Source organism: Mycoplasma aquilae ATCC BAA-1896 (assembly GCF_048074525.1).
Classification (GTDB): Bacteria; Bacillota_I; Bacilli_A; order Mycoplasmatales; family Metamycoplasmataceae; genus Mycoplasmopsis; species Mycoplasmopsis aquilae.
The window spans coordinates 561,763-586,709 of sequence record NZ_CP182208.1 but is presented as its reverse complement, the minus strand read 5'-3'; the positions used below and the strand labels follow the sequence as shown (position 1 = coordinate 586,709).

The following is a 24,947-nucleotide window of genomic DNA, read 5'->3' as shown; positions in this document are numbered from 1 at the left end:
GGAAGAATGGAAGAATTAAAGATAATTAGAGATAAAAAAACTAATGCATATACTAAAGCAAATGAAACAATCATTTTTGATGATGAAGGTAAATCAATTTTGTCTCATTTCACCGGGTATAATAATAGACCACTAATTATATTTGAAATAAATAATAAAACTTATTACTTACCTATAAGAGGAGCAAAAGATGCATCAAAAAAATTGCCTTTTGAAGTAGAAATAACTAAAGATGATGATTTAAATGATAAATGATCTAAGAATTCTTGAGTTGATACAGCTAATATCCAAATAATGGATAGTGATAAGTTTCATAAAATTTATAGAGAAAAACAATTTTATACATTAAATGATTTAAAAAGTGAAAAACAGCTTGAGATAATATCAAATATATTTTTAAATATAAATAATCAAAAAGCTACAATTCAAGAAATAGATTTTGATAATGAATTAAAAGTGTATTCAAAAATGATTAAACAGAGAAATACATACAAAATTAATGATGAAAAAGAATATGAATTTTATAAAAACACGCTACTTTTTAATTTGGGTAAATATATTTTAAAGAATAGTGGTGAAAATGATATGTTTAAAGACTATAAAGAAAATAATAATGTATATGAAATTGGTGAACTATACGATATCATTGATAATGATATTAAGCAAAATGGAATTAGAACACAATATGGTAAGTTGATACCTCAATTTAAAGTAATAATTAGTAAAGATATTACAAAATATCCTTTACCTTTATTAAAAATAAATGATGATATGACCTCATTAGAATTTGTGAATATAGATGAATTTACTTTTATTGTGCTTAATAATATAAGCAAAGAAAAAGAAACTTCTAAAACAGATGAATTACTAAATAACGATACATTAATAGAAGATGGCGAAACTTTAAATAATGATGAAGAAATTATAGAAGATAATGATGGAGTAATAAAAACCAAAATATAAAAATATTTTTAGCTATAACTTAATTTTATGTGTTATAATATTGCTAATATATTTATGAACAGCTGATTATTCGCTGTATTTTTTTTGACTTTTTTTATAATTAAATAATGAAAAAACTAATTAATATTGCACAATTGCAAATGCAGCAATTTGTTGATACATTAAATAATAAAGAAAAAGAATTCAGAGAAAAGATAAATTCCCGACGTGAAATATATGTCGTAGAAAACAAAAGAAATTTATTACAAAGTACGGTACATTTTTATTAAATATTACTATGTACGAAACTAGAATAAATGGAAAAGTAAAGAGATTTACATATTATCACGATGATATTATGAAACAGATAATGAAATATAAATATGATTATGAGTTAATGAATGATTTATGCTATAAGTATCTGAATGGTGAAAATATTGGGTCCATTAATGGAAAAAGAATATCAGCTAATCATATTAAATATTGAATAAGACTACTCGGGATTGATAAAAATATAGAAGAAGAAAATAATAGATTAATTGATGAAATAAAATCAAAAAAGCTAAATGATTGTAACTCTGATATTGATATTGAAATAGATGATACATATAATGGTGTAAACTCTAAAATAAGTTCAAAAAGCATTGTTTTAGACAAGCTGTTATTCACTCTAAGCAAGATAATAAAATAGGTAAAAATGGTGTAGTGATGCTAATGCTTTTAGGGGATAAAAATTCAAAAACTAGTGGTAAAAAATTAATGATTTTGAAAATCATATTTTAAACAGCATTAATGAATTTACAAGCAAAGGGACAAAATTATATCTAAAAGCGGATGGTGCAAATTGAATAAAAACAATCGCTAATAATATACAAGCTCATTACATTTTAGATTTATTTCACTTAAAATTTGTTACAAGAAAGGCTATAGGATATTCTAAACATAGTAATAATCCATATAAAAATTTCTTTAAAAATTGATATTCAAAAACTTTTAATGCTCGATGATATGATTTATTCGAGTATGTTTTTGAATACAAAACTTTACAAGATTGTGATAGTTTGATGAATATTTTTATGGCTGAATTTGACGAGCTTAAATACGAAAATAATGAGCTGAAAGCACACATTAGAGCATTTATAAAATACATCGATAATAACAAAAAGGGGATATGAAATAAAGAAGGAAAAAGAATAAAACGTTCTTGTTTTACTGAACATTTTGTATATGCTAAATGCAAAAACACATTCAAAAAGCACAGGCTTTATATAGTTATGAAGCTATAAAATTAAAAATAATGTACGGAAATCTGAAGTCTGGATACTGTACATTATTTTATTAGCAAAAATGTGGTGATGCAGATTTGATGCACAAAATTGAAAAATTCATATTACTATGTAATATGTTTTCTATTTTTGTCAAAGTGATGCAGATTTGCATCAGATTTTAATTTGCTGATGCAAATTTAATACATAAAAATACTTTAAATAAATTACTACGTAATTTACAAGATAAAAAACTGCACCACGGTAAGTGGTTTGATGCAGTGCTTATCTTGCCTTAAAAGGGCGCGCATACGCACGCGTGTAATTTTTCTACGAAAAATTCGATTGGAAAAAACTGGAAAAAGTGAAAAAATAGAAAAAATATTAAAAAAATTGCGAAAGTAGTATAATACTATTGAAGTAGCAGATACGCTACATACTTAATTTTCACGGTTCCTAAATTAAAAATATGATTTTCCACTAAAGGTCTAATTTTGATTGTAAAACCAATGTTGTTTTAATTTTAAAGGTTTTTTATAAAAAAAGCAGTAGAAAAGGCACCTCACCCATAAAAATTTGATGAGGTTATTTTAAAAGTTTGCTATTTTTTAACAATATGTTGAATAAAATTCATATGCACTCATGCGCACAGTGTATAAACTACCCGGAATTTTATATTCTCTTTTTGAGCTATTGATAATATGGCAAATGTTCATTATGTTTTGATCATTTATTCAGGAATAATATTTTCCTTTTGGAATAAACTTTCGTAATTCTTTGTGTCAACATTCAATTCCACCTTTTTGATACGAAGAATAAGGGTCACAAGTATAGATTTTTCCTATTCCTGGAATTGTGTGCAATAATGTGTTTTCAGAGCCATTATCTATTGTTAATGTCTTAATTGTAAGACCATAAAGTTTAATGATTTTTTGGACAGTTTTAACAACTGATTGAGCATCTCTTTTTGAAAGCATCGCATATCCTAATCTTGATTTTCTTTCATAAACAGTTACTAAAATAAGTTTGCTAGACTTATTAAACACAACTGTATCCATTTCGTAATGTCCAGCTTCTTCGCGGTTGTTTATGCTTTCATCTCTATTATGAATAGAAGTTGCGCCTTGAATTTTTGACTTTGTGTATTTTCGTTTTTTCTTCTTTTGAGATTTGTCAAATGATGAATTGCTCATTCCTTTTTTACCCACAAACATACTGAAGTCGATATCTAATTTAGTGTCTATTGCATTATAAAATGTCTTTAGTGTAGGGATAAACACATTTTGACCTTTATATTTCTTGGTATATTCATCTAATAAACGAGCTGCTGATACTTGCATGGTATATTTAATATTTTCACCAAGATCCATATCAGGATTTTCTTTTCTTAATTTTTTGTATTTCTTTCTTAAATTACTTCACTCAATCAAAAAGTCTTGTATTGGTTTTAATCTTTCACAACTTTTCATTACATTTGACTCATAAATATTCTGAGCTAATGCAATTTTTGTATAAGTTCATTCTTCTAGCGATAAATATGTAACAGTCATCATCTTTGATTTACATCTCTTACATTTTGCTGTTGTTGTATATTTGTATTCTTCAGCAGCGTTTTCGATGTTACTTTTGATTGTTTTAATATTTATATTCATCACTTTAGAGATTTCAATTAAGCTATTGTATCTCTGTAAGTTATCAAACAAACAAGATAAGTTACTTAATTGGAAATAATTAGTGTTTTGCTTTCTAGCTTTGTTAAGTTCATTGTCAAGTTTAGTCTTTAATGTTTTATCCTTGTAAGGTCTCAAAATAAAATGTTCGCATTTTGTAATTTGTTTTTTTGTGTTATCAAAATTGTCTATTCTTATTTCTGTTTCAACACAAATTATATTTTTCTTGTGCATTTTAGTTGCAGTTATCATATAATTAAATTGGTTCCTTTCTTTTGTTTTTTGTACACTAATTTTACAACAGGAACCAAAAAAGATGACAGCTCCACTTTACCTTTAGTGGAATGTCATCTTTTTAATTTTTATTTTTGTAGCAGAATGCTATTAAGAAATAATTTTGTAATATAATTGTTTTAATACTTTTTTAATAAAGGAGCTGAAATGAGAATTTTAATTAAAAATGCAACAATAGTTACTATGGAAGATGAAAATAAAGTTATTCCTCATGGTAACGTTTATATTCAAGATAAATATATAGTAAAAGTTACTCCTGAATTAGATCCTGAGTTTAAAGCTGATAAAGTGATTGATGCCAATGGCAATGTTTTAATGCCTGGATTAATTAATTGCCATACTCATATAGCAATGACAATGTTAAGAAATCATGCTGATGATGTTAACTTAGAAGATTGGTTATTTAATAATATTTTTCCAATTGAAAGTAAAATGACTCCAAAAGATGTTTATTATGGAGCAAAATTAGGAATGCTAGAAATGATTTCTAGTGGTACTACAACATTTTTAGATATGTACTTTTATGAAGATCAGGTAGCACGTGCAGCCAGTGAAGTTAATATTAGAGCTTATTTAGGAATTGGAATTACTAAGGATTCACTTGAACGTAATTTAAAAGAAACTAAAGAATTATATGCACAATATAAAGATAATGATTTGATTCAAGGTGTTGTAGCACCACATTCAGTTTATACTAATGATGAATCTGACTTGGTAGCTTGTGGTAACTTACATAAGGAATTAAAAAACTTACATACAATTCATTTAAATGAATCTAAAGCAGAAGTACAAAATGCTATTGCTAAATATGGAATGAATTCATTGCAAGAAGCATATAAAACAGGTAATTTAACCAGTCAAACAGTTGTTGGACATGGAGTGCATTTAACTGATGCAGATATTAAATTAATTAAAGAAGTTGGATGTTCAATAGCTCATAACCCTTGTTCAAACTTAAAACTTGCTTCAGGAGTTTTACCTGTAAGTAAATTGTTAGCTGAAGGAATTAATGTCTGCTTAGGTACTGATGGAGCTGCATCAAATAATAATTTAGACATGTTTGAGGAAATGAAGTTTGCTTCATTAATTCAAAAAGGTGTATATGATAATCCTACTAATTTACCTGCTTGAGAAACTTTAAAAATGGCTACAGTTAATGGAGCTAAAGCTTTACACATGGAAGAAAGCTTAGGGAAAGTTAAAGCAGGATATTTAGCTGATTTAATTTTAGTTGATATTCATAACATTAATCACACACCAAGTGCTAATGTTATTAATTCATTAGTTTATTCAACAAACAGTAAAGATGTTTACACAACTATTATTAATGGAAAAATTGTTTATGAAGATCATCAATTTAAAACAGCTGATGCAAATGAATTAATGAAACAAGTCAATGCAGTTTACCATGAACTCATTAAGTAAATGCTTACAAGGCATTTTTCTTTATCTTTTTTAATTATTAAATAAATAATTAAGAGATAGCATTTTAAGAAAATATAAAAAAATATTTTTAAATTTCAAAAAATAAAGGTATAGTTATAACTAATTATGGGAACAAAGAATTTAATTATTGTCGAATCACCTAATAAGGTAAATACAATTCAAAAGTATGTGGGAGATGACTATCAAGTAATTGCTAGTGTTGGCCACATTTTGAAAATGAAAACTACAGGAACTTATGGTTTTGGAATTGATATGGAAAATTGAGAGCCAGAATATAGTGCTGACTCAAGTAAGAAAAAAGTAATTTCAGAACTAAAGGCTGCTGTTAAAAATGCTAAACATATCTATATCGCAACTGACCCGGACCGTGAAGGGGAAGCGATTGGATATCATTTAGTTGAATATTTAAAATTACAAGATAGATATTCAAGAATTAAATATAACGAAATTACTAAGGATGTAATTTTAAAAGCTTTAGCTAAACCTCAAGAGTTAGACTTTAACTTAATTGATGCTCAAAAGGCTCGTAGAATGCTTGATAGAATTATTGGTTTTAGACTTTCAAAACTAATGCGTACTAAATTAAAACAAGCACCAGGAACTCCAACTGCCGGAAGAGTTCAAAGTATTGCTTTAAAATTAATTGTTGATCGTGAAAACGAAATTAGAGCATTCGTGCCGGAAAAATATGCAACATTATCAGTTAAAATAGAAAATGATAATTTTGCTTATTATTATGATGCTACAGTTTCAGGAGATCGAAAAGATTGAATAAATAACGAACAATTGGAAAAATTTCAAAAATACTTTGCTACAGCTAAAAAAGAACTTGTTGTTGCAGATATAAAAGTAGCCGAAAGAAAAGTTGCTGCAATGCAACCATTTAAGCAAGCTGTTATTTATCGTAAATCACCACTCTCTTCACAAACTACACAATATGTGTTGCAAAAACTTTATGAAGGATTTGGAGATGGCGGGTTAATTTCATATCCAAGAACTGATTCAACACGTCTTTCTCAAGACTTTATAGACCAAGCACATAGCTATATTAAGCAAAAATGAGGTGCAGATTATATTGCGAGTGAAGTTAAAGGATTTAGTGGAGATCAGGATGCCCATGAGGCAATAAGACCTACGCATATTGAATTAACTCCAGCAAGCGCAAAAGCACTTTATAACTTGACAGACTCAGAATATAAAATTTATAAAATGATTTATGAAAATACATTACAAGCCTTAATTAAACAACCAATTAGAGAAATTACATCTTATACATATCAAAATGGAACATATACATTTAGAAATTCATATTCTAAAATTAAATATGATGGATATTATGTGGTTACTGGAAAAGAAACAGAAGATATTAATCCAAACTACCAAGTAAACCAAGTTGTTCCAGTAGAGGAATTTATTTTTGAAGATCACGAAACAAAGCCAACAGCTAGATATAATGATGGTTCATTAATTGAAGCTTTAGACAATATAAAAGTTGGTAGACCTTCTACCTTTGCTGCTACTGTAAAAATAGTTAAAGATAGAAATTTTGCAGTTAAAGAATCAAATGCTTTAGTTCCGACTGAATTTGGAGAAATTGTTCTTAAGGACTTAATTTCAGGCTTCCCTAACATCATTAATGAAACTTATACAGCACAAGTAGAAGATGAATTAGACTTAATTGCTGAAGATAAAATTAGCAAAAATGTTGTAATGCAAAACTTTTGAGATAAATTTGCTACAGAATTTGAAGAAGCTGATAGTAAAATTGAAACTTACACATTCCCACTAAAAGAATTCGATACACCATGTCCAGAAGATGGAGGAATCTTAGTTCAAAGATTTAATAAGAAAAATCAACCTTTTGTTGCATGTAAAAACTTCCCAAAATGTAAATATACAGCTAGCTTGCCTGAAGCTGAAAAAGTTTCAGATGAAGAAGCAAATGAAGAAACATTTATTAATGATATTGAGATGGAATAACTTAATATTGCAATTTATTTTTAATGATTTTAAAATCTAGTTTATTCTAGATTTTTTTATTTACTCCTAAATTTTTAATTTAAAAATTATATTAACAAATAAATATGATTTTTTAAAAGATATAGAATAAAAGTAAGAATGATAGTAAGGAAAGTGAGATAAATATGAAAAAAATAAGTAAATATGTAGCATTAATGCCTTTGGCAGCTGCTCCTGTTATTGCGGTTGCAACTTCTGAAAATAATGAAGAAGTTAATAGTGAAAATGACCAGGCCGATATTGATTTAAGGGCCATTGATGTGCAAAGAATTATGGAATGAATTAAAAGTAATGATGATGCTTTTATAAGAAAATTCCCAATTATGCAAAATAATCAAACAATTGATGATTTCTTGAATAAATGAGATATATTTAGCAATATTAAATCACACAATGATATAAAACAAAAAGTTGAAAAAGAGCTAAATAATCCCGATAAATATTATGACATAATGCAAAATATAAATAAGCATTTTGGCAGTGGTCTTGAAACAAAAGCTATTGTTACTATTGATAATGTTACGAAATTATTTAAAAAATTTAAAGAAGTTCTAGATAAAGACAAAATAAGAGATTATTATGCAATTTATACATTCTTAGAATGGGTAAAAAGCTTGTCTGTAGACAAAGAAATTCCAAAAATTAATAATTCAGACAACACCGATAATAAATATTGAAATTTCTATAATGATGATAAGTTTTATGATATTTATACAAAAACATCAATACTAAGAAATTTCAATATTGCATTTGGTGAAGGTGACATCAATACTTTGTTTAAAAACAATTTTAGTTCATTTAATTATAATAACTCAGATGATATATCCTCATTTGTAAAAGATATAAATAATATATATTACCCTAATCTTATACACCAAAGTGGCTTTAAATTGTTCAAGACAATAATGAATGATGCCTATGAAAATAGGGACAATCTAGATGTTGAAAAATATCTAACCTACGCTTCCCACTTGGGCCAAATATAGTCACTTTTTAGGTGGCTATATTTTTGAAAAAAATATAAATATTATGCTACTATGCTACTAAATGTGGTATAATATATTCATGAAAAAGAAGAACCTACATGAAATAAATTGAATAATTTCAAGATCTAAAAGACAAAAAGGAACTTATATATCTGTTGGATATCAAAGCACAAACAAAACAGGATATGCTGTAAGATTCGGGATAGGATATGAAGAAGATTTTGATAAATATCAAGAAAATTCAGTCGAAAAAATAAAACAAATTATAAAAACTCTTCCTCTCTCAATGACTAAAGAAGAGGTTATTAATGAAATTAATAAAAGATCAAAAATAAAAGCCCTAAAATAAATGAGACATATGAAAAATTTGTTGGACTCGACTTAATTTCTCGATTAATTGATTATTTTGATATTTTCAAGGATTGTAAAACTACAAAATCAGTAAGTTTAAATGATGTTGTAAAGCAACAAATATATCAAAGAATTAAAAATCCACTAAGTGTTTATGCTACATACAAAAATGCAACTAAAGAAAAACAAGATTTTTATTCTAAAAATTCGTTTTATAGATCACTAGAATATATTGCTGATAACAAAAATCAAATACTTAAGCAATATAAATGAAACCATGAAAAATGAGTACAAAAGAGATGTAAGTATAGTTTGATTTGACTCAACAACAGCTTATTTTGAAACATTTAGTCGAGATGGTTATAAGAAACCAGGTTATTCAAAAGATGGAAAATTTAAAGAAGACCAAATCGTTATTGGACTCGCCACTGATAGTAATGGTATACCAGTGCACTACAAAGTTTTCCCGGAAATACAGCTGATTCATCTACTTTTATTCCTTTTATACTTGAACTGCAAAAATATACAACATAACCACAGTTACTGTTATTGCTGATAAAGGAATGTCTGTAAATAAAAATATAAGATTTTTAGAAGATAAAAAACTAAATTACATTATTTCATACAGAATGAAAAAAGGTTCAAAAGAATTCAAAGAATATGTTCTTAGTGAAAAGGATTACATTAATGAAAATGGACTCTTATATAAGAGCAGAGAGATAATATCTCTATACCGTAATGGAAGAAAAAATGGTCACACTAGAAAACAAATAATCACTTTTAGTGAAAAAAGAGCAAAAAAGACTATGAAGATAGAAAAATTCTTATTGATAACTTCAATAAGAAAGCTAAAAATGGAAAAGTGTCATATGAAGATATGGTTGGAGGAAAGAAATATCGTTTCTTTAAACCAACAGATAAGTCAGGTTTTTATGAATTAGACTATGATAAAGTCCTAGAAGATGAAAAATTCGATGGATTTTATGTTTACGAAACTAATAGAGTTGATCTTAAAGAAACAGAAATCGTTGAGCTATATGCAAAACAATGACAGGCTGAAGAAAACTTTAGAACATTAAAAGGTGCATTATCATTAAGACCAATGTATCTTTCTACATGAAAAAATATACAAGGATATATTTGTTTATGTTTCCTTTCTTTAGTAATGTTAAAATTCCTTACCTATAAAATTAATGATTTTTTAGGTCTTGCTTAGAAGGATAAAATGACTACATCTAGAATCATTACTATGATTAATGATGTTAAACAAGTTGAACACTATTTTGACAAAAAACTTATAAATACAATCGAAATCAAAAACCCAGCCTTACAACAAAGCTGGGAAGACTACCAATTAATATTAAATATTTTTAATCATTTAAATATTAAATAAAGTTTCAAACCAACTACAGCATTCACTGTGGCTGGTTTATTTTATTATGCTACTGCTGGGAAACGTAGGAAAAGTTTCAGATGAAGAAGCAAATGAAGAAACATTTATTAATGATATTGAGATGGAATAACTTAATATTGCAATTTATTTTTAATGATTTTAAAATCTAGTTTATTCTAGATTTTTTTATTTACTCCTAAATTTTTAATTTAAAAATTATATTAACAAATAAATATGATTTTTTAAAAGATATATAATAAAAGTAAGAATGATAGTAAGGAAAGTGAGATAAATATGAAAAAAATAAGTAAATATGTAGCATTAATGCCTTTGGCAGTTGCTCCTGTTATTGCGGTTGCAACTTCTGAAAATAATGAAGAAGTTAATAGTGAAAATGACCAGGCCGATATTGATTTAAGGGCCATTGATGTGCAAAGAATTATGGAATGAATTAAAAGTAATGATGATGCTTTTATAAGAAAATTCCCAATTATGCAAAATAATCAAACAATTGATGATTTCTTGAATAAATGAGATATATTTAGCAATATTAAATCACACAATGATATAAAACAAAAAGTTGAAAAAGAGCTAAATAATCCCGATAAATATTATGACATAATGCAAAATATAAATAAGCATTTTGGCAGTGGTCTTGAAACAAAAGCTATTGTTACTATTGATAATGTTACGAAATTATTTAAAAATTTAAAGAAGTTCTAGATAAAGACAAAATAAGAGATTATTATGCAATTTATACATTCTTAGAATGGGTAAAAAGCTTGTCTGTAGACAAAGAAATTCCAAAATTAATAATTCAGACAACACCGATAATAAATATTGAAATTTCTATAATGATGATAAGTTTTATGATATTTATACAAAAACATCAATACTAAGAAATTTCAATATTGCATTTGGTGAAGGTGACATCAATACTTTGTTTAAAAACAATTTTAGTTCATTTAATTATAATAACTCAGATGATATATCCTCATTTGTAAAAGATATAAATAATATATATTACCCTAATCTTATACACCAAAGTGGCTTTAAATTGTTCAAGACAATAATGAATGATGCCTATGAAAATAGGGACAATCTAGATGTTGAAAAATATCTAAGAATATTTGATGAACTTGGTCGTTCAGAAATATCGACTAAGATTTTTTGATTATATATGTATTCAATTTATAAAAATGATTTTTGATTTTATTCAAACCAACTTTTTGGTGACATTAATCAATATGATGGATATAAATGAAGTAAAGAATTATTAGACTGTTATATAAATAATCAATGTCCACCTGTCCAAGACAATTATTATAGAGGTCATGTGGATCAAATAATAAATTGAGTTTATAAAACTGCTATAGTTAGTGCAGAATTTAAAAAATTAAATGCAAAATATTCTCCTGTATTTGAAGCTAATAAAAAAGAAGAAAATTATAAATACTCTAATCCAACTATTAAGAGTCAATTTAATGCACAGATAAATGCTTTGCCTTATTTATCAGAACTAAAAACATTAGTTGCATATGATAAATCTATTTCTGATGTTGTTGTTGGAATTAAGGCCATTAATAATAAATACTTTCCGATAGAACCCAAATTTGATATCTCACATCTCAACGGAAATAGTAATTTAGCTAAGATTCAAAGTTATAAAAATATTAGTAAAACATCAGCTGATGCCTTTAAAAATATGATTTCTAACGCAACCACTGATAACGATGTAACAGAAATATTTAAAACAATTAAAAACTTAGATGATGTATTAAAAAACACGTCTGATTTAAATAAAAAATTTGGAGAAATTAAAAACACAATAAAATATAAGTTTTCTGATTCTCAGCCACAATCAAATTATGATACTAGATACAATGATTTTGAAAATAAATTAAACTCTATTAGTGAAATAAATAATTCATCTACATATCAAAATGTAAATGATTTAATTGCACAATTTTATACATCTATTCAAGAAACTAATAATGCAGCTGAACAATTAAATGGTGAAGTTAAATATAATAAGTTAATTAGCGAAAGAATAAATGAAATTTCTAAATTGGATAATTTATCAGTAAGCCAAAAAGAAAATATCACAAAATTAATTAAGACACAAACTGATAAACACTCAATAGAAGATATTGTTTACTCTGCTGTATCATTAAATGATATTATAGGAAAACTAAAAACACAAAAGCTAGAAAATGAAGCTGTAACAAAAACAATTAGTTTTACCGAATCTGATAATAAATTAAAAGAAGACTTTAATAATAAAGCCAATGCAATTGTTGCAAAAATAACAGAATTAAGAAATTTTGTTTTTGATAATAGTTCGGTGCAAAAAGTTCCTGTGATTGATGATGATGCGAGAGAATTAATTCTGAATGCAAAAAGCGCAGCTAGAAAATTAAATGGTGATGATAAAATGGCTAAAGCTAAATCATCAGCTATTGCAACCATAGGAACATTAGATAAGTTAAATTCAGCTGTTATTGATGAATTCAAAAAAGAAGTCATCAATGCTAAAGATATAACTTCAGTTGAAGCAATTAAATCAAAAGCCACAAGCCAAAACCATACTATCAGTGAAATTTTAGATTCACTACAACGTGCTGAAGCATTAAAAAATAATGCACCTGTATATAAAAATGCAACATCAGAACAAAAACAAGCACTTGAATCAGCTATTAATTATGTAAAAAATAATATTTTGGATGAATCTGGTAAAAAGATGAAGCCAAATAATTTAGTAAATGAAATAGCATCTAAAAAAGAAGTAATTGACAATACAATTGCTACTATCAACCAATTATCAAGTCAAATTGCTACAGAACAACAAAATGCAAAAGAAAATATTCAAAAATTGCAAAATTTAACACAAGAACAAAAAGAAACTCTAAAAAATGATATTGATTCAGCAACAAGCATTGAATCAGTTAATCAAAAGGTTTCAAATGCATCAAAAATAGATCAAGCTACAAAACAATTTAAAACTGCAATTGAATCAGCGAAAATAATTGATAAGCATTCAAGAAAATATACTAATTCTACAGAAGAAGCTAAAGATTACTTTGACACAGCCCTAAAAGAAGCTGAAATCATTTATCGAAAAGAATTGAAGGGTAAAACTGCAGAGCAAATTAAAATTTTAGCTGATAAGTTGAGCCAAGCTGTAAAAAATATTGATGGAGATATTAGATGAAATAAATATCTTAATGAACAAAAAGCAGACATTGATGTGCTAGATAACTTGAGCCTTGAACAAAGAAATAAGATTAAAGCAAGAATTGATGCAGCACCTGATTCTAACTCTATCAAACCTATTAAAGAAGCAGCTGGAAGCTTAAATAGATTTATTAAGGATGTTAAAGAAGCACAAGATGATGTTGCAACCATAAAACAAAGCAATAATTATCAACAAGCAGAGCAAAGTTTAAAAACAAGTTTTGATGATAAAGTAGGTAATTTAGATAAAGTGCTTGCTAATGCAAAGGCAATAGATTCATTTGACGATTTAGAAACTATTAATAAATTAGCTAATAATTTAAAAGCTGGTGTAGAAGATTATAATAAAGCTAAAACTGCTCTTAATGGTGATTTATTGATTTCTAATGCTAAGGCTAAGGTTCAAACAGCATTAAGTAACAGTACTCATTTGTCAAATGAATATAAAGAAGGTGTTAAACAAAGTCTGGATTCTAATAATAGTGTAGCTGATTTAAATAATTTAGCTACTGCAGTAACTGATTTAAACGCAGCTGCAAGCAATTTAATAATAGCTGCCAATAAGTTAGAAACAGCTTTACAAGATCCGCAATATGCTAATGCAAGTGAAGAAACAAAAACTAAAGTTGCGAATGCTCAAAAGAAAAACAGTGAATTATTAGCAAATAATTTATTAATTAATGGGCAAAAACAACCAGCTGTAACAAGTGCTATTGAAGCAAATAATTTAGCTTTAGAAGCAATTAAGGCTGATAAAGAAGCATTACAAAATGCTAAAGCACAAGCAACAGAAGCATTAAAACAATTAACTAATTTATCTCAAACTCAAATAAATACAATTACACAAATTATTACAGCCGCTAATACAACTGCTACAGTAACAGAAACCCTAAATAATGCTAGATCATTAAACACAAGCATGGGTGAACTTATTGCAGCATATAATAAATTTGATAATGCTAAATCAGAAACTAAATACACTCAAGCTTCTGAAACAAGCAAAAATCAATTTGATAAGGAATACAGTAATAAACAAACTTATTCAAAAGATGTACAAACAAGTATAAAACCAGAAGAAATTAGCAAAATTACTCAAACCATTAAACAAATATACAACTCTTTAGATGGTGGTATAGAACTTGATAAAGCAAAACAAGTAGCCAAAGATAAAATTGAAAAATTATCAAATCTTGATTTATTAGCTAAACAAGCAGCTTATGAAGCAATTGATAAAGCTGTAACTAAAGAACAAGCAGAAACTATTGCAGACAATGAAACAACTTTAGATCAAAAAATATTAACAGCAAATAATATATTAAAAGATTGCACAACTATTAAAGGTACTCCACAATACAAAGAAGCTACAGACAGTAAGCAAACTGCATTGGATAAATCTTTCGAAGCATTAAAACAAGCAATTAATGATGCAAAAGCTCAAAGTGATTTAGACAAAGTTACTTCTACTATTGAAGGTCTTAATGATAAAGCAAGTGATTTGACATCAGCTAAAAATGAACTTGATGGTAATGCTAACTTAGCATCTGCGAAAAAAGTTGCTAAAGCAGTTATTGAAGCTTTAACAAATATCGATACACCAGTTAAGAATCATTTTGAAAGCCAAATGGATGCCAAAAGTTCAATAAAGGAAATTGAAGCCATTGCTATTCAAGCAACCGCAACAGATACCGCTGCAAAAGAATTAATCAATACTGTAGCTGAAGCAATTAGGTTTAAAGATAAACCTGATTACAATTTTGCACGGCGTGACCAAAAAGAAAATTTAACAGAAGCACTCGAAACAGCTAAATCATTTTTAAAGACTGATAACAATAAGCTTTATATAAATACAACACCGGATGTTATTAATGGAGCTAGAGAAACATTGTCTCGTGCAATTATTGAAGCCTCAAGTCAAGCTGACAAAATCTTAAAAGCACAAAAAGCTGCCATTGATAAAATCAGTAAGCTTACTGATTTAACCGACCAACAAAAAGCAGATTTGAATCATGAAGTTTCGGCCACAACTACTGATGAAAAAATTCAAACAGTTGTTACAAAAGCCAGTGAACTTGATCAAATTACTAAAGAATTTAAAAACACAGTAAAAGCAGCAGAAAAACTTAATAAGGCTGATGAGAAATATAAATATGCAGATGAAAACAAACAAAGCGAATTTGATTCTGAATTACAAGATGCTCAACTTGAACTTGCAAAAGGATTAGCTGGCAAAAATAAAGAACAAATTAAAATATTAAATGACAGACTAAGTGCTGCACAAAAAGCCTTAAATGGAGATAGCAAAGTAACTAATACAAAGCAAGAAGCTAAAGAACAAATTAAAAACTTGGACAATTTAAACAAAAATCAAGCTGATATTATTAATGAAGCAATTGATAATTCAACTAGTCCAGAAGAGGCTAATAAATTAGCGTCAAAAGCAAAAGATTTAAATGATGCAATTACTAAAGCAAAACAAACTCAAAAAGAAGCACAAGTAGTAAAAGACACATCTAAATATACAGAATCAAGTGATCCAACTAAGAATTCATTTAATGAAGCAACAAATAAATTAGATAATGACATAACAAATGCAATTTCAGCAACTGATTTAAGCACAGCTGAAAAATTAGATAATTTAATCAAAACATTAAAAGAAGATACAACTAAAGTAAATGACGCAAATAAGGGCTTAGATGGGGATACACTTCTAGAACGTGCTAAAGCAGAAGCAAATGGTGCAATTTCATCAGCAAGTCATTTATCTCTTCAAGTCGCTGAAACATTTAAGCAACAAGTGAAAGAAGCAACAACAATTGCTGCTGTTAATAAAATTAAAGCTAATGTTAAAGATACTCAAGCTGCAGCTGAAAAGTTAATTAATAATCTTGATAAAGTAAATACAGCATTGCAAACCTCAAGTGGCTCAGCAGATCCAGCAACGCTTCAAGAAACCTTAGATGTTAGTCAAGAGGCTAATAAATTATTAGAAAATCATAAATTAAAGCAAGGTGTAGATATCACCAAAATAAATCAAATTAGTGATAAATTAAGCGATGTGATTAATAAGTTTAAAACTAATGCAGATGCTTTAAAACAAGCACAAAACAATGCTACTGACAAAATCAATGTATTACCAAACTTATCAAATTCTCAAAAAGAAGCATTGATTAATGAAATGAAAGGAAAAAACAGCCCAAGTGATATTCCTGGTTCAATAGCAAAAGCAAAAGAACTAGATAAAGCTTGTGAAGAATTGAAAAATAATTTAAATTCATTAAATGGTACACAAGCACAAGATAATTACAAATTAGCCGATAAAGACAAGCAAAAAGAACTTAATAATATTATTGATGATGTTCAAAATATTAGAGATCAAGTTACTAAGGCAGTTGATAAAGCTGCTATTGAAGCAATCAATAATAAAATAAATACAGCCAAAAATGCTTTAAATGGAAATGGCAACAAGCAAAAAGCTAATGCAGCTATTGATAGCCTAAACAATTTAAATTCAAATCAAAAGTCTGCAGCTAAAGAAACTTTAAATCAAGCTGAAAACAAAGCTCAATTAGATACAAAAGTTAAATCAGCTCAAGATCTAGATACAGCTAAAGCAAACTTGGTAAAAGAAAAAGTAAGTTTAGATGCTTTAATTAATCAATTTACAAAACCAAATAATAGTAATCAAGCTATATTATCTGGATTTGAATCACAAGTAAATACTATTGATGCAAACAAGCAAGCGTTAGAAGATGCTAAAACAAAAGCAAATGATGCTTTAAATGCAACAACATTAAATGCCAATCAAGTAGCTCAAGCTTTAACAACTATTGCTCAAGCTAAAAAACAAGCTGCAAATGCAATTGATACAATTGTGACAAATAATAATTCAATTATTTCAGCAGCTAATATAGCAAACTTTATTAATAATACTGACAAACAAAACGCAAACGAATTTACAACTAATGCTCTTGATAAGAAAGCAAACTTATACGAAGGTATTGTGAATGCTCGCCAAGTGCAACATTTAGCTGCCTTAGATCGACTAGCTAAATTCAAAGATAACTTAGCTCAAGACCTAAAAAAATCAAATGCCTTTGCACTTACATTAAATGGAGCACAAGAAGAATTGCAAGCTTCAAATACAAAAGTAAGTGATGATGAAATATTAGCTAAAGTAAATCACCAATTATTAAAAGATAAGTTAGCATTAGCATATGATGCTATATCTAAAGCAAATATTAATACTTCACTTCCTAAAAACTTAAAACAAGAAATTGAAGCCCAAAAAACTCAAGCTTTAGAATTATTAAAATATGCTAATACAGTTGTAACAACTCCAAGAGCTACTTATGATGCTAAAGCTGATAAATTAAACTTATTATTAGCTAAAAATGATTTAGCTACCGTAATTGTCAAAGCGCAAGCAGCAGAAAAATCAAGTCAGCTTAATGCAGCTATTAAACAAGCTCAAGATGCATTAAATAATCCTGCTTTTGATCAAGATGCAATCAAAGCTGCTAGTGATAAACTTGCAAATGAAATTGATAAAGCTAAATTATATGTATCTATTAATCAAGCTAATGACTTTGTTAAAGAATTACAAGAAGGAAACAAACAACACCACAGTGCTTTAAGAGATAGAATTGTTAATACATTAAGTAATGATGATATTCCTAAATCAACAGCTGCAGCTAATAAGCAAGATACTAAGGCTGGATATAATACAGCTGCTGCTGCTCTTGATAACGCTGTAGCAAATGCTAAAAAGACAATTGGTGATGTTTATAAAGCATTAGAAGAATTAAGAAACAAAATTGCTACTATGCCTGAAGAAGCCAAGTCAGATGAATTAAAAGCTGCTTTAAATCAAACCAAGGACATAAATAAAGATAGTAGTGTAGTTGCAATAGAAAATGCGTTAGAAACATTACAACACAAATATGCAACAAATGAGCTTGATAAAGCTATTGCAGCTGCTCCAACAATTAATGATAAATATGCTTCATTAGTTCCAAGCATTGTTGAACAATCTCAAGCTGTAAGAAATAATCCTCAAGCAAGCACACAAGAAATTGCAAGTCAACTTGCAAAACAATTATTAAACAATGCTAAAGGAAATGCCTTAAATTCATTAGTTAACTTAACTAACTTAAATAATGCTCAAGCTAGCGCATTAGCTAATGCTATAGCACAAGCTAAAGATAATGAACAATTAATTAATATCACTACACAAGCTAGTCAGTTAGATAAAGCAATGAGTGAATTAAAAGATACTTACACTAAAGTTGATCAAGCATATAAAAACGAGACTAACTTACCATATGAATTCTTCTTTGCACCCGCAAATAAACAACAATTTATTAAAAATATAATTGCTATCGTAGGTAAAATAACTCCTGAAACTGGCCAAGTTTATATAGATAATTTACCAGCTCAAATTAATCAACTAAACAGTGATTTAAATACTGCTCTTGATTTACTGGGACAAGGAAAGAACCAAGCTAAAGTGATGGAAGCAGAATTTACTAAGTTACATAGCCAAGCTGATAGCTTGCAAAGCGATTTAAACGCTAATGCTAATAAATTATTCAATTCACCTAAAGCAATTCAAGAATCAGTAAATACCTTACAAAACCAAATTAAAGATTTAAGTAATAAATATTTTGATAATCATGCTGATTATATGCAAGAAGGAAATGCTAAGTTAAAAGAACTAATAAATCAACTAAACAAACTAAATGAACAAGTTAAACAATTTTCACCTCAAGTATTTATGCAAGGCAATACTCGTATTACTCAGATTCAAGATGCAATAAATAATAATTCAGAGTTTGTTAAGGAACAAATTTCACAAGAAAACTTATCTAAATTTAACCAAGCTTTAACATATAAAGAAGCAAAAGACATTTTAGATAGTCAAATCTCTACAAATCATGACATAAAATCAAAAATTGATCAAGTTGTAAGAAACTTGCAAGACATTTTAGAAAATAAAAATGATAATAGCAAGCAAAATGCCACATTAATGGATGCTATTAAACCTAGGGCAAAAGAAAATTTAGTTAATGAAATTGACTTAATGAGCCAACAAACTAAATTATTGCAAGATAACAAAAAGCTTTTTGAAATACAATTGCAAAATGCATATATTAACGATAAAGTTTATGATGCTGTTGTTAAAAAAATAAACAATACCAATGAGCAAAATTTTGAATCTTATACAGAATTTAGTGATCTCCTAAATTCACAATCTAAAAACTTAAAAGCCCGCGCTGCTGGCATAAAAGAAATTTTAGATGCAATCAAAATGCAAAATGAAGCAAAATTAACCAAAGGTATAAATTTATTAAATCCAATTGATAAAAATAATGCAAATCTAGCTAAAGTAATGAAAGATAATGACTTCATTTCAATCTTAGCTAATGCAAAAGATAAGTCATTGACCAAAGAAGATTTAAATAAAATAGCGCAAATGAAAGAATCTTCTGAATACCAAAAAGCTTCGCCACTAATTCAATCTCTATTAGATCAAAAATTGCAAATGTCTCGTACCTGAGCTTGATGATCTATTTTAGTTGCAATCGCATCTGTTGGTTGAATTGCTGCAATTATTGCTCTATACTATAAGAGAAAATAATAATTCAAAACCCCATAGGTTATGTCCTATGAGGTTTTTTGTATCGAAAAATAAAAACACTCTCATTAAGTTGAGAATGTTTTTGAGCTAGTACTAAAGTGATTATTTATTTTTTCTACCCTTACTTTTGGCAATATACATAATAATTCCACCAGCAAAAGTTATTGCACTAAGTACTAATAGTGGAATTCAGAACATAAAGTGTGAACCACCCATTTCTGCTAATTCTTTTTCAGTTTCATTAATTGCGTTATTTAGGTCGTTTGTTAATTTATTAATTTGATCTGCTGTCATACCGGCAAAACCTTTTTGTTGCGCGTCTTTTAATGTGTTATAAGCATTTTCAAGTTTTGCACTTGTATAAGCATTTGGCAATTTTGCTGAATTTTTATCAACAAAGTCTTGGTAGTTTGCCAATGCATCCTTAGCATTTTTATCAGCACCAACTAGTGTATTTGCAGTAGTCATAATGCTTTGTAATTGTTCTGAAGTGTTAGCAGCTTGGATTTGTTTTGTTAATTCTGCTTTTTGTTCATTAGTTAAGTTTAATTTATTGATTTCTTGAACATAATAGAATTTATTATTTTCATTTGCTGCTTGTGTTAATTGATCAATTTGTTTATTAAGATCAGTTAATGAAATATCACTATTTAATTTACCATTTGCTAGTAAACTGTTAGCATTTTTTATTAGTGTTTGTAAATCATTTGGATTTGTTGAGTTGTGTTGAGCAGCTTCAGAAGCGTATGCAATAGCATTTTTTAGCTTAGTTGCTGCATCATTTAATTCATTTGCTTCTTGTGCAGTGGCTTGTAATGCTTGATCTCCGGAAGTTACTTTATTAATTAATCCTTTAAGCACATCACTTGACAAGTTAGGATAATTTTCTGGTGAAAATTGAGCATTGTATAAATCATTATTTAATGCTGAAATTAAGTTTTTATATACATTTAATGTTGGAAGAGAGCTAATATCCTTATTAGCAATTTGAGCTATTGCTGTTTTAAGATCATTAATTTGTGAAACAGCGTTTGAATTCTTAAGCTCATTTGCATTATTGCTTAATGTAGTTAACTCATCATTTAATGTATTTCATTGAGTAGCAATGCTTGCGTTTAATTCTTTTGCTTTATTATCAACATTTGTTATTACACTATTAATTTTATCAGCTTGTGCATTAGTAAATTTGTTTGTAGCAGCATCATAAAATTGGTTAATTGCTTCTTGATTTGAGGCTAAGAATGATTTATTTTCACTATAAACATCATTTCTTTCTAACGCATTTTGATATGTACTATTATCACTTGCTTGTAGTTCTTTTAAGCTGGCAGGAATATTGATATTGCTATCGTTGTATTTAAAACTATTTAGGTTTTCCATTGCTTTTAATGTTCCATCATCATTTAATAATTTATTAAATGATTCAATAGCTGTTAATGAGTTTTGCAATGAAGTCTTAAATTCATTTGCTGCTTGCATAGAACTTAAATTATTACGTTGTGTTTCTAAAGCGTTGTAAGCTTCAGTTGTTAAATAAGGTTTTAATGCTTTAAGTTGAGCATCTATTCCATCTAACAAGTTTTTACCAGATAAATTGTTTTTAGCAGTTGTTAAATTAGTGCTATTTTGTTCAATTACAGTAGGATCTAACTTAGCAGTTGTATTATTATCAACATTATTAACATAGTTTTGTGCTTGTTCAAATGCTTGGTCATATGCTTTTTGTTCTTCAGGGCTAGATAATTTGTAAGCTAAAGTTGTATTCTTGTTTTGCTCTTTTTCGTCAGCACTTAATGAAGTATCTGAGTCATTGTTAAGTTTTGAAACAGAGACAAGGTGTTTAAGGTTATTGAATGCAGCAATATTATTTGTAACTTTATTTGCAATACCTTGGATATTGTCAACAAAGCTGTTGTTATCTAGCGCTTTTTGTTCTATATCACCATCAGCATATGCATTTTTAACTGCTGTAGGTAGACTGCTTGTATCTTTTGAGTTAGTTAATCCTTGATAAATGTTTTCTCTAATGATGGTAAATGTTTTGCTTAATTCATTAGCTTTTTGGCTTAATTGTTCTTTTGGTGTTTTTGAATCATAATTTTTAACTTCATTTAATAAGTTGTCAAAATTATCTAAAACATCTTGTGGAATGTATTTTAAGTAGTCCTTTTGAGCTAATTTTTCTTTAAGCTGAGCATATTGTTGAACTTCATTAAGCAATGAAGCGCTATTGATTGCTGAAAGATAAGATTTAAAGTTTGCAGTTAAAACATTTAAATGTGGATCAACTTGATTTGTGTTTATAAAGTTTTGAATAATATTTTGTGGTAATTGTGAATTATTAGCTCTATAAATACCATTTAATCTATTTCTTAAAGAATTTGTATCTTCAGTAATGTTACTGTTTAATTGAGCTAATGTGGCATTTATATTATCAACTGAATCTAATTTAATTCCAGCGATTTGATCATTTACTTGTTGTAATAATTCATTTAATGTTTGTTTTTGGTCACTAGATAAATGAGTATTTTGTTGCGCTTCAGTTAAAACATTTTTTAAATTATCTAATTGTGTATATGCCTTATTTATATTTTGTACAGCTTGTAGTGCATTGCTAAATTGGCTGTATGATAATGCACTATTTGTTAAAGTTTCTTTAACTTTAGCTAGCATATCTGGAGTTAACTTTGTATCTTTATTGGTTACAAAATCATTAACTTGCTTATCTCTGCTTTGCTTTTCAGATTCCATAGCTTTTTCAACTTCTTGGTTTAGTTTATCTAATTCAGAATTTAGATCGCTTAAATTATTAGAATCATAACCATTTGGACTTGTTAGATTATTGTCAATTTTGTTTTGTAAATCTTGAGGGCTAACTGTGAAAGTTGAATTTTCTGGTGAAAGGAAATTATTAATTTGATAATTTAAAGCATTCATTGCTTTTTGATCATCTATTAATTTTTGTAAAAATGTTTTGTCCTTGTCAATTGTTGCTGAGTCTTGACTATTTGGAATAGTGTTAATAGCTGCTTGAATTTTGACAGCTTGTTCTGGTGTTATAGAATTGTGTTGTTCATTATTATTTTGAGCTTGTTTAACATTATTATTTAATTCATCTTGAGCTTGTTTCAAGTATCCATCTAAATTATTTTTTGCTGATGTTGCTGCTGAAACCAATTGTGCTGCAATTCCTTCTGGATTGCTTAAAATATTTGTTTTATTAGTTTCAGGAACTGAAATTTGGCCATTTGAAATTGTAATATTTGCTTTAGGGTTATTTGGATCTGATAAATCTAAAGTAGATTTAATATTGTCTCATGCTTGTAAATATTGATTTTTAACTTCTGGAGTAGCTTGTGTATACAACGGACTATTAATGATATCTTTTAGCTCATTATACGCAGCAATAATTGTGTTATATGCATTAGTAATAGGTGTATATTGGTTAATTATAGCTTGCATTGTTTGAACATTTGCTTTATTTTCTGGTGTATTAGCATTTGCTTTTAATGCTTCTGCTGTTTGAGCAGTATATGGAGCATAATTTAAATTATTTAATTCATTTGCATAATAATTATAGTTAGCGGGAGCATCAGTCTTTACAGAAGTATCAAAATCACTTTGCATTGATTGAATTAAAGTTATATTTCTTCCACTATTATTTGAGAATAATGCAATTAAAAGGTTAGTTAATTGACCAGTACCAAGTTGTAATGTGTGAGTATCAAAATTAGCTGCTTTTACATTTGCTAAATATTTGGTATTTGCGTTCATGTAATTAATGACTTTAAGAGCTCTGGATCTTTGTAAATCTGTAGTTAGGTTCTTATATGTATTACTTTTTTCGTAAATTTCAGGCGTTAAACCACCAAATGCTTTTTCAAATTCTTTCAATAATGCCTTGTACATTTTCATACCAGGTTGAAGAATTGTGCTTACAAATTCAGTGTTTAAAACATTAGCATCAGTAACAGCAGTATAATTGTCTCTTAACCCTGCATAAATTAGAGCAAATGTAACTAGGGCACTAGAAGTAGAGTGGCGCACTAAGTCTACTTCTTCGCTTGTTGTATTAAAAATGGTGTTTACTTTGTAGTAAGCATTAAATAGATCTCAGAATTGTTCACCATTTGTAGTGCTTTTAACACCTTGTTCAAAATCCTTAGCCATTTGAGCAATTTTTTCGTTCAATATTTGTTCGTTTACTGCATCTTTTGAATCAGCATAGAACATCTTAAAATATGGTTTAAGTTTTTCAACTAATGAGCCTTGTCCAGAACCTCATTGTTTTGAATTATACATTTGGTCAGCTTGTAAGTTTAATGTAGCATATGATTCAGGGTCTCCAAGTGAGTTCACTTGAGCCATTTGGTAATATTTAACCATCATGTTATAGTCATCATTAGCTTGTGATGTTAATTCTTTTAACTTTGCATTTGTGATATTTTGACCATCATTAAGTTGATCTGTGTATTTTTGCACTTGATCATTTCTAAGTCCACCAATAGCAAAGGCAAATTTATGTTCTTGCAATCAAGTTTTAAAAGCTTCAATATCTGTCGAAGAAGCTGCTGTATCTGTATTATTTTCAGTAACAGCTGCAGATAAAAAAGTTAATGGTATACTAGCTACCAATGGCAAACTAGCGAGATTAATAAGTAGTTTATTCTTTTTCATTTCATATCTCCTTTTATTTTTATTTGAAAATTA

The 24,947-nt window shown here is 27.9% G+C and carries 10 protein-coding genes and 1 pseudogene; 9 read left to right on the top strand and 2 right to left on the bottom strand.

The window, feature by feature from the left end; all coding sequences use genetic code 4:
• Positions 1-6: 6 nt before the first annotated feature.
• From ACM0IS_RS02430 to ACM0IS_RS02420, 3 genes are all read left to right on the top strand, one after another.
• Positions 7-963 (top strand): Mbov_0400 family ICE element protein, encoded by a 957-nt coding sequence (locus ACM0IS_RS02430; RefSeq protein ID WP_416755902.1) that lies wholly within the window; start codon positions 7-9, stop codon positions 961-963.
• A gap of 107 nt (positions 964-1,070) precedes the next feature.
• Positions 1,071-1,232 (top strand): hypothetical protein, encoded by a 162-nt coding sequence (locus ACM0IS_RS02425; RefSeq protein ID WP_416755901.1) that lies wholly within the window; start codon positions 1,071-1,073, stop codon positions 1,230-1,232.
• 8 nt (positions 1,233-1,240) lie between these two features.
• Positions 1,241-1,633 carry a hypothetical protein gene (locus tag ACM0IS_RS02420; RefSeq protein WP_416755900.1) on the top strand — a complete coding sequence of 131 codons (393 nt, stop codon included), beginning with the start codon at positions 1,241-1,243 and terminating at the stop codon, positions 1,631-1,633.
• 1,182 nt (positions 1,634-2,815) lie between these two features.
• On the opposite strand, the gene ACM0IS_RS02415 is transcribed toward ACM0IS_RS02420, so the two are convergent.
• Positions 2,816-4,129 carry an IS30 family transposase gene (locus tag ACM0IS_RS02415; protein WP_416755899.1) on the bottom strand — a complete coding sequence of 438 codons (1,314 nt, stop codon included), beginning with the start codon at positions 4,127-4,129 and terminating at the stop codon, positions 2,816-2,818.
• 189 nt (positions 4,130-4,318) lie between these two features.
• Between ACM0IS_RS02415 and ACM0IS_RS02410 the strand changes: the two genes are divergently transcribed.
• From ACM0IS_RS02410 to ACM0IS_RS02385, 6 genes and pseudogenes are all read left to right on the top strand, one after another.
• Positions 4,319-5,596: an amidohydrolase gene (locus tag ACM0IS_RS02410; protein WP_416755898.1), complete on the top strand. Its 1,278-nt coding sequence runs from the start codon at positions 4,319-4,321 to the stop codon at positions 5,594-5,596.
• A gap of 126 nt (positions 5,597-5,722) precedes the next feature.
• Positions 5,723-7,597, top strand: coding sequence for a type I DNA topoisomerase (topA, locus tag ACM0IS_RS02405; RefSeq protein WP_416755897.1), 1,875 nt, complete (start codon positions 5,723-5,725; stop codon positions 7,595-7,597).
• 164 nt (positions 7,598-7,761) lie between these two features.
• A complete protein-coding gene (locus ACM0IS_RS02400; RefSeq protein ID WP_416755896.1) occupies positions 7,762-8,622 on the top strand; it encodes a hypothetical protein in 861 nt (286 codons plus the stop codon).
• Positions 8,623-8,770: 148 nt separating this feature from the next.
• Positions 8,771-10,366: pseudogene (locus ACM0IS_RS02395) on the top strand (IS1634 family transposase).
• A gap of 294 nt (positions 10,367-10,660) precedes the next feature.
• Positions 10,661-11,089 carry a hypothetical protein gene (locus ACM0IS_RS02390; protein ID WP_416755895.1) on the top strand — a complete coding sequence of 143 codons (429 nt, stop codon included), beginning with the start codon at positions 10,661-10,663 and terminating at the stop codon, positions 11,087-11,089.
• Positions 11,090-11,135: 46 nt separating this feature from the next.
• On the top strand, positions 11,136-20,237 hold the full coding sequence (locus ACM0IS_RS02385; protein ID WP_416755894.1) for a hypothetical protein: 9,102 nt from the start codon (positions 11,136-11,138) through the stop codon (positions 20,235-20,237).
• A 102-nt stretch (positions 20,238-20,339) separates the two neighbouring features.
• Here ACM0IS_RS02385 and ACM0IS_RS02380 read toward each other — a convergent pair whose 3' ends face one another.
• Positions 20,340-24,914 carry a hypothetical protein gene (locus ACM0IS_RS02380; RefSeq protein WP_416755893.1) on the bottom strand — a complete coding sequence of 1,525 codons (4,575 nt, stop codon included), beginning with the start codon at positions 24,912-24,914 and terminating at the stop codon, positions 20,340-20,342.
• Positions 24,915-24,947: the final 33 nt, after the last annotated feature.